Source organism: Lysobacter sp. CC-YZS074 (assembly GCF_056739745.1).
In genome coordinates this window covers 2,266,418-2,280,868 of the sequence record NZ_CP200301.1, presented here as the reverse complement: position 1 = coordinate 2,280,868, position 14,451 = coordinate 2,266,418, and the positions used below count along the sequence as shown (strand labels likewise).

The window sequence follows — 14,451 nt, the reverse complement described above, 5'->3', positions numbered from 1 at the left end:
GCCGCGGCGCAGGGCCGGTGCGGTCAGGCCACCACGACGCGGTTGCGGCCTTCGGCCTTGGCCCGGTACAGCGCGGCGTCGGCCAGCTCGAGCAGCTGCGCGGGGGTGTTGCCGGCGGCCGGGAAGCTGGCCACGCCGATCGAGGCGGTTACCGGTGCCAGCGTGCGCCTCAGGTGGGCGACGGTGGTACCGCCGATCGCCTCGCGGATCTGCTCGGCGCGCCTGCGCGCATTCTCCGCGTCCGCCTCGGGCAGGACCACGGTGAACTCCTCGCCGCCGTAGCGGCAGGCGATGTCTTCGCCGCGGGTCACGCCTTCGAGCACCTGGCCGACGCGCGCGAGCAGGGCGTCGCCACCGGCGTGGCCGTTCTCGTCGTTGAAGCGCTTGAAGTGGTCGATGTCGATCATCAGCACCGACAGCGGCAGGCCGCGGCGCTGGCAACGCTGGAACTCGCGGGCGAGGTTCTCCTCGAGGTAGCGGCGGTTGTAGAGGCCGGTCAGCGGGTCGCGCAGGGACTGCACGCGCAGGGTCTCGCGCAGGTCCAGGTTGACCATCGTCAGGCTGAGGTGTTCGGCGATGGTCTCCACCAGCGCGGTGTCACTGTCGGCCTCGCCGTCGTCTTCGCGCGCGCTGACGTGCAGCAGGCCGAGCGAGTGGCCTTGCGCGACCAGCGGCACGCACAGCGTCCACACGCCCGCCAGCGAGGGCGCGGGGTCGAGGTGGGCGCAGCGCAGGTGGCCGTGCTGGTCGTCGGTGCGGTGCGGCTGGCCGCGTCGCAGTGCCCAGCACTGGTCGGGTGCGAGCAGGTCGTTGCTGGCGACCGCCGGCGTGCCGAACGCGGCGACGCCCTCGGCGAGGTTCTGCGAGGCGCGCAGCACGTAGCTGCAACCGCCGACGTGCGGCAGCAGTGCCTGCAGGGTGGTGGTGGTCAGCGCAAACGCCTCGTCCAGCGTCTGGCAGCTCTGCAGCATGCCGGCGTACTGGCCGACCACGCGGCGCTGCTCGGACAGGCGGTCGCGCTGCACCAGCACCGCCTGCAGTTCCGCGACCGCGGTGCGGGCCTCCTGCTCAAGCCGGCGCGAGCGGCGGTTCTCCCGCAGCAGGCCGGCCAGCATCGCCGCCAGCAGCAGCAGCGGCACCACAATGCCCATCACCACGAAGGCGGTCAGCAGGCTGGTGCGACGGTCACTGGTGGCACGGCGCTCGGCCAGCAGCCGGCGCTCGACCTCGCGGATGCCGTTGGACAGCGCGACCGTACGGCGCGTGCCGTTGCTGCGCAGGTCGGCCGCGAGCACCTCCTCGCCGGGGAAGCGCGACCGGTCGATCAGGCGTTCCAGCTCGGACAGGCGGTTGCGCACCGCGTTGCGCCAGCTGATCGCGCGGCGCTGCTGCTGCGGATTGTCGGCGGTCAGTTCGACCAACTCGTCGATGTGCTCGGACACCTGCGGCACGGCGAGCTGGTAGTCGGCGTAGGGCGCTTCCAGTCCGGTCCGGCGGTATCCGCGCGCGCCGGCCTCGGCGGCGCGCAGCGAGGCCTGCGCGGCGTCGAGGTGGCCCATGACCCGGTAGGAATGCTCGACCCAGGCGGCGCTGCGCTTGAGGTTCCCGATGCCGGTCACCATCGCCAGCCCGACCGCCAACAACAGGCCCGTCGCCAGCATCAGGGCCGGGTAACGCAGCGGTCGCAGTCGTGAGGTTGGAATGGTCGGGCTCCCCTTCGGACGGCGGCGCCAGTCTAGCAACGGTGCACGCCAAGCGCCGCCAAGGTTGCGGTCACCTTCCGTGGCGGTGGCATGGGCCCTGCGGTAGGCTTGCCGGTCCCCTCCACAAGTGTCCGCGCCGTGTCCACCGAAGCCTCCAGCGTCCCCAGCCAGACCGATCCGCGGGCGTTCGACCCCCAAGCCGTGGAGGCCGCCGCGCAGCGCTTCTGGAACGACAGCCGAGCGTTCGAGGTCGACGAGTCCTCGCCCAAACCGAAGTACTACTGCCTGTCGATGCTGCCGTACCCGTCGGGCGCGCTGCACATGGGCCACGTGCGCAACTACACGATCAGTGACGTCATCAGCCGCTACAAGCGGATGACCGGCCACAACGTGCTGCAGCCGATGGGCTGGGACGCGTTCGGGCTGCCGGCCGAGAACGCCGCGATCAAGCACAGGACGGCGCCGGCCAAATGGACCTACGCCAACATCGCCCACATGAAGCAGCAGCTGCAGGCGATGGGCTACGCGATCGACTGGTCGCGCGAGTTCGCCACCTGCCAGCCGTCGTATTACGTGCACGAGCAGCGCATGTTCGTACGGCTGATGAAGCAGGGCCTGGCCTACCGCAAGAATTCGGTGGTCAACTGGGACCCGGTCGACCAGACCGTGCTGGCCAACGAGCAGGTGATCGACGGCCGCGGCTGGCGCACCGGCGCGCTGGTGGAGAAGCGCGAGATCCCGCAGTGGTTCCTGAAGATCACCGACTACGCCCAGGAACTGCTCGACGGCCTCGACACGCTCGGTGGCTGGCCGGACGCCGTCAAGACCATGCAGCGCAACTGGATCGGCCGCTCGGAAGGGCTGGAGATCCGCTTCGACGTGCGCGACGCCAACGGCAACGCCACCGACCCGCTGACCGTCTACACCACTCGCCCCGACACGCTGCTGGGCGTGACCTTCGTATCGATCGCCGCCGAGCATCCGCTCGCGCTGCAGGCCGCCGCGGGCAACCCGGAACTGGCCGACTTCATCGCCGACCTGAAGAAGGGCGGCGTCACCGAGGCCGAGCTGGAGACGCAGGAAAAGCGCGGCATGGACACCGGCCTGCGCGCGGTGCACCCGGTCAGCGGCGAGGAAGTGCCGGTCTACGTCGCCAATTTCGTGCTGATGGGCTACGGCACCGGCGCGGTGATGGCGGTGCCCGGCCACGACCAGCGCGACTGGGAGTTCGCCACGCGCTACCGGCTGCCGGTGAAGATCGTGATCGTCCCCGATGCCGTGCGTGACGCACTGCGCGAGATCCGCAACGACCTGGGTGAACACGCCGACCCGATGGGCGCCGCCCTCGGCGAATCGCGCCCGACCGATGCCTACGACACCGGCGCCGCGGTGCAGGTGGTGCAGGAGTTCGTGCAGTCGATCGAGAACGACGGCGCGTATACCGACCGCGGCTGGCTGGTGAACTCCGGCGGGCTCGACGGCCTGGACTTCCAGCAGGCGTTCGATGCGTTGGCGGAACGTCTGGAAGGCGAGGGCCGCGGCGCGCGCAAGGTCAACTACCGCCTGCGCGACTGGGGCGTGAGTCGCCAGCGCTACTGGGGCTGCCCGATCCCGGTGATCTACTGCGACGCCTGCGGCGCGGTGCCGGTGCCGGAGGAGCAACTGCCGGTGGTGCTGCCGGAGGACGTCGAGTTCATGGGCACCGGCTCGCCGATCAAGGCGGACCCGGAATGGCGCAGGACGAGCTGCCCGACCTGCGGTGGCGCGGCCGAACGCGAGACCGACACCTTCGACACCTTCATGGAGTCCAGCTGGTACTACGCGCGCTACACCTCGCCGGGCGCCGAGCAGCAGGTCGACGCGCGGGCCAACCACTGGCTGCCGGTGGACCAGTACATCGGCGGCATCGAGCACGCGATCCTGCACCTGCTGTATTTCCGCTTCTACCACAAGCTCCTGCGCGACCAGGGGCTGGTGGCCAGCGACGAGCCGGCGACCAACCTGCTGACCCAGGGCATGGTCATCGCCGACACCTTCTACCGCGACAACGGCGACGGATCGAAGGACTGGATCAACCCGGCCGACGTCGACATCGCGCGCGACGAGCGCGGCCGCATCACCGGCGCCACGCTCAGGGCCGATGGCCGGCCGGTGGTGATCGGCGGCACCGAGAAGATGTCGAAGTCGAAGAACAACGGCGTCGACCCGCAGCTGATGATCGGCCGGTACGGTGCCGACACCGTGCGCCTGTTCTCGATGTTCGCGGCGCCGCCGGAACAGTCGCTGGAGTGGCACGAGTCCGGCGTCGACGGCATGGCCCGGTTCCTGCGGCGGTTCTGGCGCGAGGTCACCACCCACGTCGCCCAGCCCGACCACCCGGTGGTCGACGTGGCCACGCTCGACGCCGCCCAGAAGACCCTGCGCCGGCAGTTGCACGAGACCATCCAGAAGGTCGGCGACGACTACGGCCGCCGCCACGCCTTCAACACCGCGATCGCCTCGTTGATGGAGCTGCTCAACCACGTCGCGAAGTTCGACGACATGAGCGAGCAGGGCCGCGCGGTCCGGCACGAGGTGCTGGAGACGATGGTGCTGCTGCTCAACCCGGTCACGCCGCATGTCAGCCACGCGTTGTGGCAGGCGCTCGGCCATGCGGAAACGCTGCTCGAGGACGTGGCGTTCCCGGTCGCCGACCCGGCGGCGCTGGCGCGCGACGCGGTGACGCTGGCGGTGCAGGTCAACGGTAAGCTGCGCGGCACCATCGAGGTGCCGGTCAACATCGACAGGGCCGAGGCCGAACGGCTGGCGCTGGCCGAGCCGCACGTGGCGAAGTTCCTGGAAGGGCTGACCGTGCGGAAGGTGATCGTGGTGCCCGGCAAGATCGTCAATATCGTCGCGGGCTGACCTGTGCCTCCCACTGTAGGAGCGACGTAAGTCGCGACCTGTACATCGTGGCCGGAAACAACGTGCTTGCAGCTGCCACATTGCCGTCGGAGAAAAACGCCACGGTAATGGCAGGCATGTTTGGCAGGGTCGCCGCCAGCGCATCCTGACGCTCCGGCCGGGTTCGGCGGGTCGCGACTTACGTCGCTCCTAAAAAAAACGCCCGGTCGACCGGGCGTTTTTTATCGTCGAATCACCACCAGCCCCACCACGGCCACGGCGCCGGCCGGGTCACCACATCGACCCGATCGCGCATCGGCCACAGGTAGACCACGTCGGCGGCGACGCGCGGGAAGCGGTAGTCGTACTCGCCGATCCGCTGGTTCTCGTAGCCGTCGATGCGTCCGGTGAAGGTCACCTCGCGGTTCTTCTCGAACAGCGCCGGGTCGTAGAAGCCGTCGCGGCAGGCGATGAAGCGGCCGCCGACGTCGTCGGTGGCCCAGTACGGCCGGCCATGGGCGTTGAGGCGGGTCGACATCATCTCGAAACAGGTGCGGTTGGGTTGCGGTTCGACTTCGACGATGCGCCCGCCCCAGCGGACCACGGCGCCCGTGCGGTCGGTGTCCGCCGCTTCGAGCGGCGTGATCTGGGCGAACTCGCCCTGCAGCGGCCTGGGCTGGCTGACGCATGCGGCCAGCAGCGATACGCCCAGTATCAGCAACCCGAGGCGAGCCGCCGGTATGCCCGGCCCCTTCCCGATCATCCGGCCCTTCGCTGGGCGGTCCTGCTTCAACGTGCTTTTCATCGGCGTGCTCCGTTGTGGCCCCTGTCAGCGAGCCGTTCAGTGCGGACGGTGGGCGCGAAGGGCGCGGATCAACGATCGTCGCGCATTCGCGGTCCCGGTGTGTGCGCCAGCGTAGCGCCAATCGCTGAAACGCTGGCTGAGCCCGCGCACCGCGTCGGCATCCCGTGGGCGTGCCTGGCTGACCCGTTCAGCCCAGTCGAGCGCGGATTCGGCGGGCGCGCGCCCCAATCCCAGCCGGCTATAGCGACGGTCGAGCGCATGCCAGGCGCGCAACACGGAATCGCGCTGGCGCTCGCCCCGGCCGCTCAGCCATGCCATCCACAGCAGCGCCAGCAGCGCCGCCATCGAGAACAGCAGCCCCAGGGTGACGCCGTCCAGCCGTTCGAACCCGAGCGGCCGCAGCATGCGCTGCTGGCGTTCGGCGTCGAAGCCCAGCACGAAGTCGTTCCAGCCGCGGCGCAGCCAGTCGGTGTAGTCGAACAGGCCGCCGGTGTTGTCGAACAGGTCGCCGAACAGGCCGCCTGCGCCGGCACCGGGGCGGCGGTCGTCGATGGTGTCGTAGATGCGCTCGGGTGCGACCGCGGCGGTCGGGTCGACCCGCACCCAGCCGCGCCCCTCCAGCCACACCTCGGCCCAGGCGTGCGCGTCGGACCGCCGGACCAGCCAGTAGCCGCCCACCGGATTGCGGTAGCCTCCGACGTAGCCGGTGACCACCCGCGCGGGAATGCCGGCGCCGCGCATCAGCACCACGAACGCCGAGCTGTAGTGCTCGCAGAAGCCGGCCTGCTGGTCGAACAGGAACTCGTCGACCGCGTGGCGGCCGGGCAGCGGGGTGGTGAGGGTGTAGGCGAACTCGCGGGTGATCCAGTCCAGTGCCCGTCGGACGATCGCGGCATCGTCGGTGCCGGCCGCCGCTCGCCATTGCCGCGCCAGCGCCAGCGTGCGGGGATTGAACCCGTCCGGCAGCGCCAGCGCGATCCGGCGCAGGGCGGGACGCAAGTCGGCTTCGTACGCCAGCGGCGGCGCGGACTCCATCCGCCACCGGGTCAGCGACGTCAGCGGACGCGGCGCCAGGATTTCGTGGGCATGGGTCAGCCGGGTGCGCCCGGGCACGGCGAGTGGCAGGTCGAGCACGACGAACTGGCGCCGGTCGGTCGGCTCGACCGCCACCTCATAGTCCCAGCGCACGTCCGCGTGCTGCACCGGTGCCGGCGGCAACGCGGACAGCCAGCGCGATTGCGACCAGGTGCGTCCGTCGAAGTTCCACAGCACCGGGCCGCGCCAGTACATCTGCGAAGTCGGCGGGGTCGCGCCGAAAAAGTGCACCCGCAGCGCCGGGGTGTCGTCGGCGATCAGGTCGATCCACTGGCCCGGGCTCATCTCGCCCGACAGGCCGGGGCGGGCCATCGATCGCTCCGGCACACCCCACAACGGTGAACCCAGCCGCGGGAACAGCCAGAACGCCGCCAGCGCCAGCGGGAACCCGATGGCCAGCAGGCGGCCGACGCCGGCCAGGCGCCGTTTCGGGCCCACCACGGCGGGATCGCCCGACTCCAGGTCGGCCAGGCGCTGCAGCGCGCACAGCGCCAGTACCGCGCCGGCGACGCCCAGCACCAGCGCCAGCGGCCCCTGATCGAGCAGGAAGGTGGCGAACGGGGCGAACAGCGCAAAGCCGATCAGGCTGCGCGCATCACGCAGGCTGAACGTTTCGGCGGGCTTGATCGCCAGCATCGCCGCCAGCACGGCGCACCCGGTGTCGCGCCCGAAGTTGAAGCCCGACATCAGCACGACCGCGGCGAGCAACCCCAAGGCCAGGACCAGGCGCAGCAGGCCGTGCATGGGTCGCCGCCACGAGGCGAACCCGACCAGCAGCGCCGCGCCGCCGATCAGCAGTGCAAGCGACGTGGGCAGTTGCAGCAGCAGCGGCAGCAGGCACGCGGCCGCAGCGGCCAGCACCCAGCGGCGGCTGCCCGGATCGAGCGCGGCGGATGGGGCGCGCTCAGCCATGCGGCAGCAGGGCGAGCGCGCGCAGGCAAGCGTGGCGGTGCGCCGGACCGTGGTCGGGGCCGATCGGCGGCTGCCCCGGCAGCATCAGGCGATACCGGCGGCCGTCGCGCTCGGCCTCGTCCACCCAGCGCGCCAGCCGCGACACCCTGGATTCGTATGGCATCCGTCCCAGACCGTTCCAGTCCAGCACGACGTCGGCGCCGAGCGGCTGCTCGTACTCGCGCACCAGCAGGGTGTCGCGCCGCGCCGAGGACTTCCACGCGATCGCCCGCCGCGAATCGCCACGCCGGTAGCCGCGCAGGTGGTGGACGTCGTCACCACTGGGATGCACGCGTGCCTGCGCGCGGTCGCCGGAGCCGCTCGGCAGGGGCGGGCCGTCCGCTTCCGGCTGCGGGTAAACCAGCAGCGGCGCCTGCGGCCACACGTAGGACCAAGCGCGGGCGAGGCCGAGCGGCCGCGTCGTCGACACCCTCAGGCGGGGCAGGTCCAGCCATCCGCGTTCGCGCGTCGGCACCGACAGCTGGGCCTCGCCGCGGCCCTGTTCGAGGTTGAGCAATCCGGACTGGCCCGGAGTCGATTCGAGCGCGACCGCGAGTCCGCGGCGGCGTCGCCGGTCATCGCCCTGGCCGTGCACACGCAGCAGCAGGTCGTCACCGGCGGGCACCGGTTTGGCCTCGATCGCGACGACCGCCAACCCGGTCAGCTGCAACTGGCCGCCGATCAGGCTCGCCAGCCCTGCGCCGGCGAGCAGCAGGCCGAGCAGCAGTGCGGGATTGTTGTTGTAGTTCAGCGCGCCGAGCAGCATCGCCAGCAGCAGCCCCGCGTAAAACAGGCCGAACCCGGTCGGCAGCACGTAGACGCGACGGCGATCGAAACGCACCGGCAGCTCCTCGGGCATCCGCGGGCGCGCCCAGGCCAGTGCGAAGTCATGCAGCCGTCGCCGCAGCGTCGCCAGCATCGCTCAGTCCACCGGCACCGCGTGCAGGATCGCCTTCGCCAGCGCCGCTTCGCCGCCGGCGTCGGCATCGGCGACCAGCCGGTGCGCGGCGACCGGGCAGAACAGCGCCTGCACGTCTTCCGGCAGCACGTGTCCACGGCCGAGCAGCAGCGCGTAGGCGCGTGCGGCGCGGAGCAGTGCGAGTCCCGCGCGCGGCGACAGCCCGACCCGCACGCCCGGGTGCCTGCGGCTGCGCGCCAGCAACGCCTGCACGTAGGCGATCAGGGCATCGCTGGCGTGCACCGACCGCACCGCCTCGCGGGCGCCGATCACGTCGTCCACCGTCAGCAGCGGACGCACCTGGGCGATCAGCGCGCGCCGGTCGTCGCCGGCCAGCAGCGCGCGCTCGGCCTCCTCGCCCGGGTAGCCCAGCGCCAGCCGCAGCAGGAAGCGGTCGAGCTGGGAGTCGGGCAGCGGGTAGGTGCCCGACAGGTCGACCGGGTTCTGGGTGGCGATCACGAAGAACGGCGCGGGCAGCGCATGGCTCACGCCGTCCACCGTCACCTGGTGTTCCGCCATCGCTTCGAGCAGGGCGCTCTGCGTGCGCGGCGGCGCGCGATTGATCTCGTCGGCCAGCAACACCTGGGTGAACACCGGTCCCGGATGGAATTCGAACCGGCGCGCCTGCGGATCGAACACCGACACCCCGACCACGTCGGCCGGCAGCAGGTCGGAGGTGAACTGCACGCGCTGGAATTCCAGCCCGAGCGTCGCCGCCAGCGCATGCGCCAGCGTGGTCTTGCCCAGGCCGGGGAGATCCTCGATCAGCAGGTGGCCGTCGGAGAGCAGGGCGACGAAGGCCAGCCGCACCTCCTGCGGCTTGCCCAGCACCAGCGCGTTGACCTGTGTCTGCGCACGGTCAACGGCGCTGCGCAGGCGCTCGGGTAGGATGCTGGCCGAGTTGTGGGATGCCGAAGCCGATACCGCCATTCGCGCTCTCCTTCGAAGGTATTCCGCACCCGCCCTTGAACCCCTGTCGCCGCCGCGGGTCCACTCCCGTGGCGACGCTGCGGGTGCGGCACCACGGGTGCGGCGGCGTTTCCATCCGAGTCTACCGAGGTCGATCGTTCGATGCGGCAAAGCCCACCGTCCCAAACTCCCTTTTCCACCGACGTGCCCGCGCATGCGCCACACCCCGGTGCGGGTCGTGCACGCGCCGTGTTCTGGGCGCTGTTCGCGGTGGTGCTGGCGCTCAAGCTGCTGGTGGCGGCGCGGTTGCCGCTGTTCGTCGACGAGGCGTTCTACTGGCTCGAGGGCCAGCACCTGGCGCCTGCCTATTCCGACCTGCCGGGGCTGACCGCCTGGCTGGCGCGGCTGGGCGTCACCCTTGGCGGCGACACCACGTTGGGGCTGCGCCTGCCGTTCCTGTTGCTGGCTGCGCTGGTGCCATGGCTGGTGATGCGGATCACCGCGCGCGAGTACGGCGACGAATACGGCTGGCAGGCTGGCAGCTTCGCGCTGCTGTTGCCGCTGGCCGGCACCCTCGGCCTGCTGGCGCTGCCGGATGCGGCGATGGCGGTGGCGACGCTGCTGTGCGTGGACGCCGGCGCCCGCCTGCTGCGGCGGGTCAGCGCCGGGGCCGCGCTTGAACTGGCGCTGGGGCTGTCGATCGGCGCGCTGAGCCACTACCGCTTCATCGCGGTGATCGGCGTCGGCCTCGTTGCGCTGCTGCTGCTTCCCGACGGCCGCCGGATCCTGCGCGATGCCCGGGTGTGGACCGCGATCGCGATCGGCGCCGCCGCCTGGACGCCACTGGTGGCCTGGAACTTCGACAACGCCGATGCCGGCCTGCGCTTCCAGCTGGTCGACCGCCACCCGTGGGCGTTCCACATCGAAGGCCTGTGGTTCATCGCCATCCAGGCGCTGATGGTCACGCCGCTGCTGTTCGGCGCGTTGATGCTCGCCGGCTGGCGCGGCAGCCGCAGCGCATTGCCGACCTCGCGCTACCTCGGCCTGCTCGGTGGCCTGGTGGTGCTGGGCTTCTTCGGGTTGGGGTTTTTCGCCGACACCGAGCGGGTCAGTTTCCATTGGCCGCTGCCCGGCTATCTCGCATTGTTGCCGCTGCTGCCGGCCATCCTGTCGGCGTGGCCGCGCTGGCTGCGCATCGCGACGTGGGCCACCGCGGCCGTGGGGCTGGTGGCGATGCTCGGCTACTACACGGCGGTTTCGGTGCCCGACCTGCGTGCCCGCACGGCGGCGGAGAAGTGGTACCCGTCCAACTTCGCCGGATGGGGCGAACTGGCCGAGGTGGTGCGCGTGGCGCGGGCGCAGATGCCGGAGGACACCCGCATCGTGGCGGGCAGCTTCAAGCTTGGCGCCGAACTGGGGTTCGCGCTCGGAGAGCCGCGCATCGCCGTGCTCGACCATCCGCTCAACCACAAGCACGGACGTGCACCGCAGTTGCGTCTGTGGGACTTGCAGAGCGGTGGCGTGGAGGAATGGGGCGAGCAGCCGGTCCTGCTGGTCACCAGTCCGAGCGACGTGCCGTACAAGGACCTGCTGGGGCGGTACCACGACCTGTGCCGGATGGTCGGTCCGCTGCCACCGCCGCAGGTGATCAACGTCGACCACGGCAGCCAGCGCTTCCTGCTGTTCCGCATGGACGCCCGCGGCACGACTGCCACGACCGGGTGCACCGCGCCGGGCATGGCGTGGATCGACGAACCCGCGAGCGGCGCCTCGGTGGCCCCGCGCTTCGAGTTGCGGGGATGGGCGTTCAAGGACGGTGTCGGCGTGGAGCGGGTCGAGGTGACGCTGGACGGGAAGGTCGTGGCCGAGGCGCGCTACGGCCTGCCCAGTCCGGGCGTGGCGGGGTTCTGGCGGATATCCAATGACCCCAACCACCCCCGCGTCGGTTTCGAGGCGGCGGTCGACGCAAGCGCGTTCGGGCCGGGGCGCCACTGGCTGGGCCTGCGCCTGCACGGCAGCGACGGCAGCGTGGAGGCCTGGCCGGAGCAGCCGGTGGATATCCGCTGACGCCCGCGGCCGCCCGGCCGCTCAGGGCAGGGTGAAGCCCGCTTCGCGCAGCAGCCTCGAGGTTTCGATCAGCGGCAGGCCGACCAGGGCGGTCGGGTCGCGCGTCTCGATCGCTTCGAACAGGGTGATGCCGAGGCCCTCGGACTTGAAGCTGCCGGCACAGTCGAAGGGCTGTTCGCGATCGACGTAGCGGGCGATCTCGTCGGCGCCGAGTCGGCGGAACCGGACCGTGGTCGTGTCGAGGGCGACCCGGCGCCGGCCTTGGCCGCACACGCACACGCCGGTGCGGAACGCGACGGCGCGGCCGGACATCGCCTGCAGTTGCGCCACCGCCCGTGCCCGATCGCCGGGCTTGCCCAGCGGACGGCCGTCCAGTTCGGCCACCTGGTCGGAACCGATCACCCACGCCTGCTCGCGGGCAGCCACGGCTTCGGCCTTGGCCACGGCGAGGCGCTGCGCGAGCTCGGTGGGGGACTCGCCGGGGCGGGGAGTCTCGTCCACCTCCGGTCGCGCGGTTTCGAATTGCACTGCCAGCCGCGAAAGCAGCTCGCGCCGATAGACCGAGGTCGATGCCAGGATCAGGCGGGACGTGGTCATGGTCTCAGGCCACCGGCGCGCGGGCGCGCTCGATCCGGCCGAGTTGCAGCTCGATCCGTGCGCGGGCCTGGTCGATCGACTCGCGTACCTGTTCCAGTTCGGCCACGCTGGCGTCGGCGCCGTGCTCCCGCAGCCACAGGCGTTGCCGCAGCATCTCGCGCATCGCGTCGTGCACGGGGTCGTCGATATGATCCCCGGCCACCGCCTCGATCTCCGAACGCGCGGTGCGCAGCCGGGCTTCCAAGGCATCGGCGGCGTCAAGCAGTTGCCGGACCGCGCGTTGCCGGCGGCCGGTCCGCCGCCGCGAACCCACGGCCGTGAACAGGAGAATGGCCGCGATGGCGGCCAGCAGCAGAGCCAGGGTCGTTGCAGTTGCGTTCACGCTGGGCGATACGGCCGGGATGAACGCCCAGTCTGCCGCCCGGCCCCGGAGCGGGCAAATCCCGGCGGCCGGCGCTCGCAGCAGTGCGCCGCGGCAGGGATGTCGGATTGACAGGGGGTGGGGAGCTCCTTAACATTCCGCGGCTTATGTCTGCTGACGCGCCCAAAGTGCCGGTGCCCGAAGTCCTGGATGCCTGGCGCATGGTGGCGGCACGCCGCGGTGTCGAGGGCACGGTGCCTTTGGCGACCCTGGCGCGGTTGCGTGACAGTCTGGTCGATACCGACGGCGAGGTGGCTTTTTCGCTCGACTTCGGCACCGACGAGCTGCAAGTGCCCTACGTGGAGTTGACGGTCCGTGCCGGGTTGCCGCTGCAATGCCAGCGCACCCTGGAGCGGTTCGTGCTCCCCGTCGCGATCGAGCAGCGGCTGGGCCTGATCCGCGACGAAGCCGACGAGGCGGCGTTGCCACCGGGCTACGAGGCGCTGTTGATGCCGCCGGACGGCATGCTGCAGCCGATCGAGCTGGTGGAGGACGAGTTGATCCTGTCGGTTCCGGTGGTGCCGGTGAAGCCGGGCACCGAGGCGATGGAGCGCGACTGGGCCCCGGAGGCGGACGAACTGGAGCGCGCCAACCCGTTCGCGGCGTTGTCGGCCCTGAAAAACAAACCGGAGTCGTCGGAATAGAGCCCGCCGGCACCGCATCGAAGCAACAATTCACGGTTTTCCCTGGAGTAACACCATGGCTGTCCAGAAGTCCCGCGTCTCCCCGTCCAAGCGTGGCATGCGCCGCGCGCACGATTCGCTGTCCAGCAAGCAGCTGGCGACCGATCCGACCACCGGTGAGACCCACCTGCGCCACCACGTCACCGCCGACGGCTACTACCGTGGCAAGAAGGTGATCGACACCCAGTCGAAGATCGTCGACGAAGAGTAAGCTTCGACGCGCCCGCCGCTCACGCGGGCGCTCCCGCGTGCGCGGTTGCCGTCGAGGTTCGACGGTGGCCGCGGCAAGGTCGTCGCACTGAGTGCCCCGGCTGCGGCGAGCTTCATCGCCAGCGTGCTGGCGTCCGTGCAACGGCTTGTTCGCAGCGGGAGTGGTAATGACCGAGCGTATTTTTTCCCGCATCGCGGGCACCGGCAGCTATCTGCCGGAAAAGGTGCTGACCAACGACGACCTGTCCAAGCTCGTCGATACCAGCGATGAATGGATCGCCGCGCGTACCGGCATCCGCGAGCGCCACGTGGCCGCCGAAGGCGAGACCACCGGCGACCTGGCCTACCACGCCGCGGTGCGGGCGATGGAAGCGGCCGGCGTCGAGGCCTCCGAGCTCGACCTGATCGTGCTCGGCACCACCACCCCCGACCTGATTTTCCCGTCGACCGCGTGCCTGCTGCAGCACCGGCTCGGCGCCAACGGCTGCCCGGCGTTCGACGTCAACGCGGCCTGCTCGGGCTTCATCTACGCGCTGACGGTAGCGGACAAGTTCATCCGTTCCGGCGCGGCGAAGACCGTGCTCGTGGTCGGCGCCGAAACCCTGACCCGCATGCTCGACTGGAGCGACCGCGGCACCTGCGTGCTGTTCGGTGACGGCGCCGGTGCGGTCGTGCTCAAGGCCGACAGCGACACCGGCATCCTCAGCACCCACATGCACGCCGACGGCGGCAAGAAGGAGCTGCTGTGGAACCCGGTGGGCGTGTCGGTCGGCTTCAAGCCGGGCGAGCACAACGCCGGCGTCAAGGTGCTGATGACCGGCAACGAGGTCTTCAAGCACGCGGTGAAGGCGCTGGACGCCGTGGTCGAGGAGGCGCTCGAGGCCAACGGACTGGACCGCCACGAGATCGACTGGCTGATCCCGCACCAGGCCAACCTGCGCATCATCGAGGCGACGGCCAAGCGGCTGGACATGCCGATGGAGCGCGTGATCGTGACCGTCGACAGGCACGGCAACACCTCGTCGGGTTCGGTGCCGCTGGCGCTGGACGAGGCGGTCCGCTCGGGGCGCGTGCAACGTGGCCAGCTCGTGCTGCTGGAGGCCTTCGGCGGCGGATTCACCTGGGGCTCCGCGCTGCTGCGCTATTGACCGGTCAAACGGATGTTCTGG

12 protein-coding genes are annotated in these 14,451 nt (G+C 70.7%); 5 read left to right on the top strand and 7 right to left on the bottom strand.

All coding sequences use genetic code 11. From position 1 onward, the window contains the following. Positions 1-23: 23 nt before the first annotated feature. A complete protein-coding gene (locus tag U8331_RS10290) occupies positions 24-1,661 on the bottom strand; it encodes a sensor domain-containing diguanylate cyclase (protein WP_481130944.1) in 1,638 nt (545 codons plus the stop codon). Between the two features lie 180 nt (positions 1,662-1,841). On the opposite strand from U8331_RS10290, the gene leuS reads away from it, so the two are divergent. Beyond that, entirely contained in the window at positions 1,842-4,607 is a 2,766-nt protein-coding gene (gene leuS / locus U8331_RS10285; RefSeq protein ID WP_481130943.1) for a leucine--tRNA ligase, read from the top strand. A gap of 232 nt (positions 4,608-4,839) precedes the next feature. Here the strand turns inward: leuS and U8331_RS10280 are convergent, their stop codons facing one another. The 4 genes from U8331_RS10280 to U8331_RS10265 all read right to left on the bottom strand — a co-directional run bounded on the left by U8331_RS10280 (position 4,840) and on the right by U8331_RS10265 (position 9,325). Continuing rightward, entirely contained in the window at positions 4,840-5,349 is a 510-nt protein-coding gene (locus U8331_RS10280) for a Slp family lipoprotein (RefSeq protein ID WP_481132955.1), read from the bottom strand. Between the two features lie 78 nt (positions 5,350-5,427). Beyond that, complete coding sequence (locus U8331_RS10275; RefSeq protein WP_481130942.1) at positions 5,428-7,398, bottom strand: transglutaminase TgpA family protein; 1,971 nt, start codon at positions 7,396-7,398, stop codon at positions 5,428-5,430. Then, positions 7,391-8,356, bottom strand: a complete 966-nt coding sequence (locus U8331_RS10270; protein ID WP_481130941.1) for a DUF58 domain-containing protein — start codon at positions 8,354-8,356, stop codon at positions 7,391-7,393. The genes U8331_RS10275 and U8331_RS10270 overlap by 8 nt, the downstream gene beginning before the upstream one ends. Positions 8,357-8,359: 3 nt before the next feature. Further along, positions 8,360-9,325, bottom strand: a complete 966-nt coding sequence (locus U8331_RS10265) for an AAA family ATPase (RefSeq protein ID WP_481130940.1) — start codon at positions 9,323-9,325, stop codon at positions 8,360-8,362. Positions 9,326-9,466: 141 nt separating this feature from the next. On the opposite strand from U8331_RS10265, the gene U8331_RS10260 reads away from it, so the two are divergent. Beyond that, positions 9,467-11,371, top strand: a complete 1,905-nt coding sequence (locus U8331_RS10260) for an ArnT family glycosyltransferase (protein ID WP_481130939.1) — start codon at positions 9,467-9,469, stop codon at positions 11,369-11,371. Positions 11,372-11,392: 21 nt separating this feature from the next. Here the strand turns inward: U8331_RS10260 and U8331_RS10255 are convergent, their stop codons facing one another. Beyond that, entirely contained in the window at positions 11,393-11,968 is a 576-nt protein-coding gene (locus tag U8331_RS10255) for a Maf family protein (RefSeq protein WP_481130938.1), read from the bottom strand. 4 nt (positions 11,969-11,972) lie between these two features. Then, positions 11,973-12,350: a hypothetical protein gene (locus U8331_RS10250; protein WP_481130937.1), complete on the bottom strand. Its 378-nt coding sequence runs from the start codon at positions 12,348-12,350 to the stop codon at positions 11,973-11,975. 146 nt (positions 12,351-12,496) lie between these two features. Between U8331_RS10250 and U8331_RS10245 the strand changes: the two genes are divergently transcribed. The 3 genes from U8331_RS10245 to U8331_RS10235 all read left to right on the top strand — a co-directional run bounded on the left by U8331_RS10245 (position 12,497) and on the right by U8331_RS10235 (position 14,430). After that, a complete protein-coding gene (locus U8331_RS10245) occupies positions 12,497-13,033 on the top strand; it encodes a YceD family protein (RefSeq protein ID WP_481130936.1) in 537 nt (178 codons plus the stop codon). A 55-nt stretch (positions 13,034-13,088) separates the two neighbouring features. Next, entirely contained in the window at positions 13,089-13,283 is a 195-nt protein-coding gene (rpmF, locus tag U8331_RS10240) for a 50S ribosomal protein L32 (protein WP_036207027.1), read from the top strand. Between the two features lie 166 nt (positions 13,284-13,449). Beyond that, entirely contained in the window at positions 13,450-14,430 is a 981-nt protein-coding gene (locus tag U8331_RS10235) for a beta-ketoacyl-ACP synthase III (protein ID WP_481130935.1), read from the top strand. Positions 14,431-14,451 lie beyond the last annotated feature (21 nt).

What these genes read in the sequence shown, in the direction of transcription:
- U8331_RS10280 (WP_481132955.1), bottom strand. Translation starts at nt 5,349, where the DNA reads ATGATCGGGAAGGGGCCGGGCATACCGGCGGCTCGCCTCGGGTTGCTG.
- U8331_RS10265 (WP_481130940.1), bottom strand. Translation starts at nt 9,325, where the DNA reads ATGGCGGTATCGGCTTCGGCATCCCACAACTCGGCCAGCATCCTACCC.
- U8331_RS10255 (WP_481130938.1), bottom strand. Translation starts at nt 11,968, where the DNA reads ATGACCACGTCCCGCCTGATCCTGGCATCGACCTCGGTCTATCGGCGC.
- U8331_RS10275 (WP_481130942.1), bottom strand. Translation starts at nt 7,398, where the DNA reads ATGGCTGAGCGCGCCCCATCCGCCGCGCTCGATCCGGGCAGCCGCCGC.
- U8331_RS10235 (WP_481130935.1), top strand. Translation starts at nt 13,450, where the DNA reads ATGACCGAGCGTATTTTTTCCCGCATCGCGGGCACCGGCAGCTATCTG.
- rpmF (WP_036207027.1), top strand. Translation starts at nt 13,089, where the DNA reads ATGGCTGTCCAGAAGTCCCGCGTCTCCCCGTCCAAGCGTGGCATGCGC.
- U8331_RS10260 (WP_481130939.1), top strand. Translation starts at nt 9,467, where the DNA reads ATGCGGCAAAGCCCACCGTCCCAAACTCCCTTTTCCACCGACGTGCCC.
- U8331_RS10290 (WP_481130944.1), bottom strand. Translation starts at nt 1,661, where the DNA reads ATGCTGGCGACGGGCCTGTTGTTGGCGGTCGGGCTGGCGATGGTGACC.
- U8331_RS10245 (WP_481130936.1), top strand. Translation starts at nt 12,497, where the DNA reads ATGTCTGCTGACGCGCCCAAAGTGCCGGTGCCCGAAGTCCTGGATGCC.
- U8331_RS10270 (WP_481130941.1), bottom strand. Translation starts at nt 8,356, where the DNA reads ATGCTGGCGACGCTGCGGCGACGGCTGCATGACTTCGCACTGGCCTGG.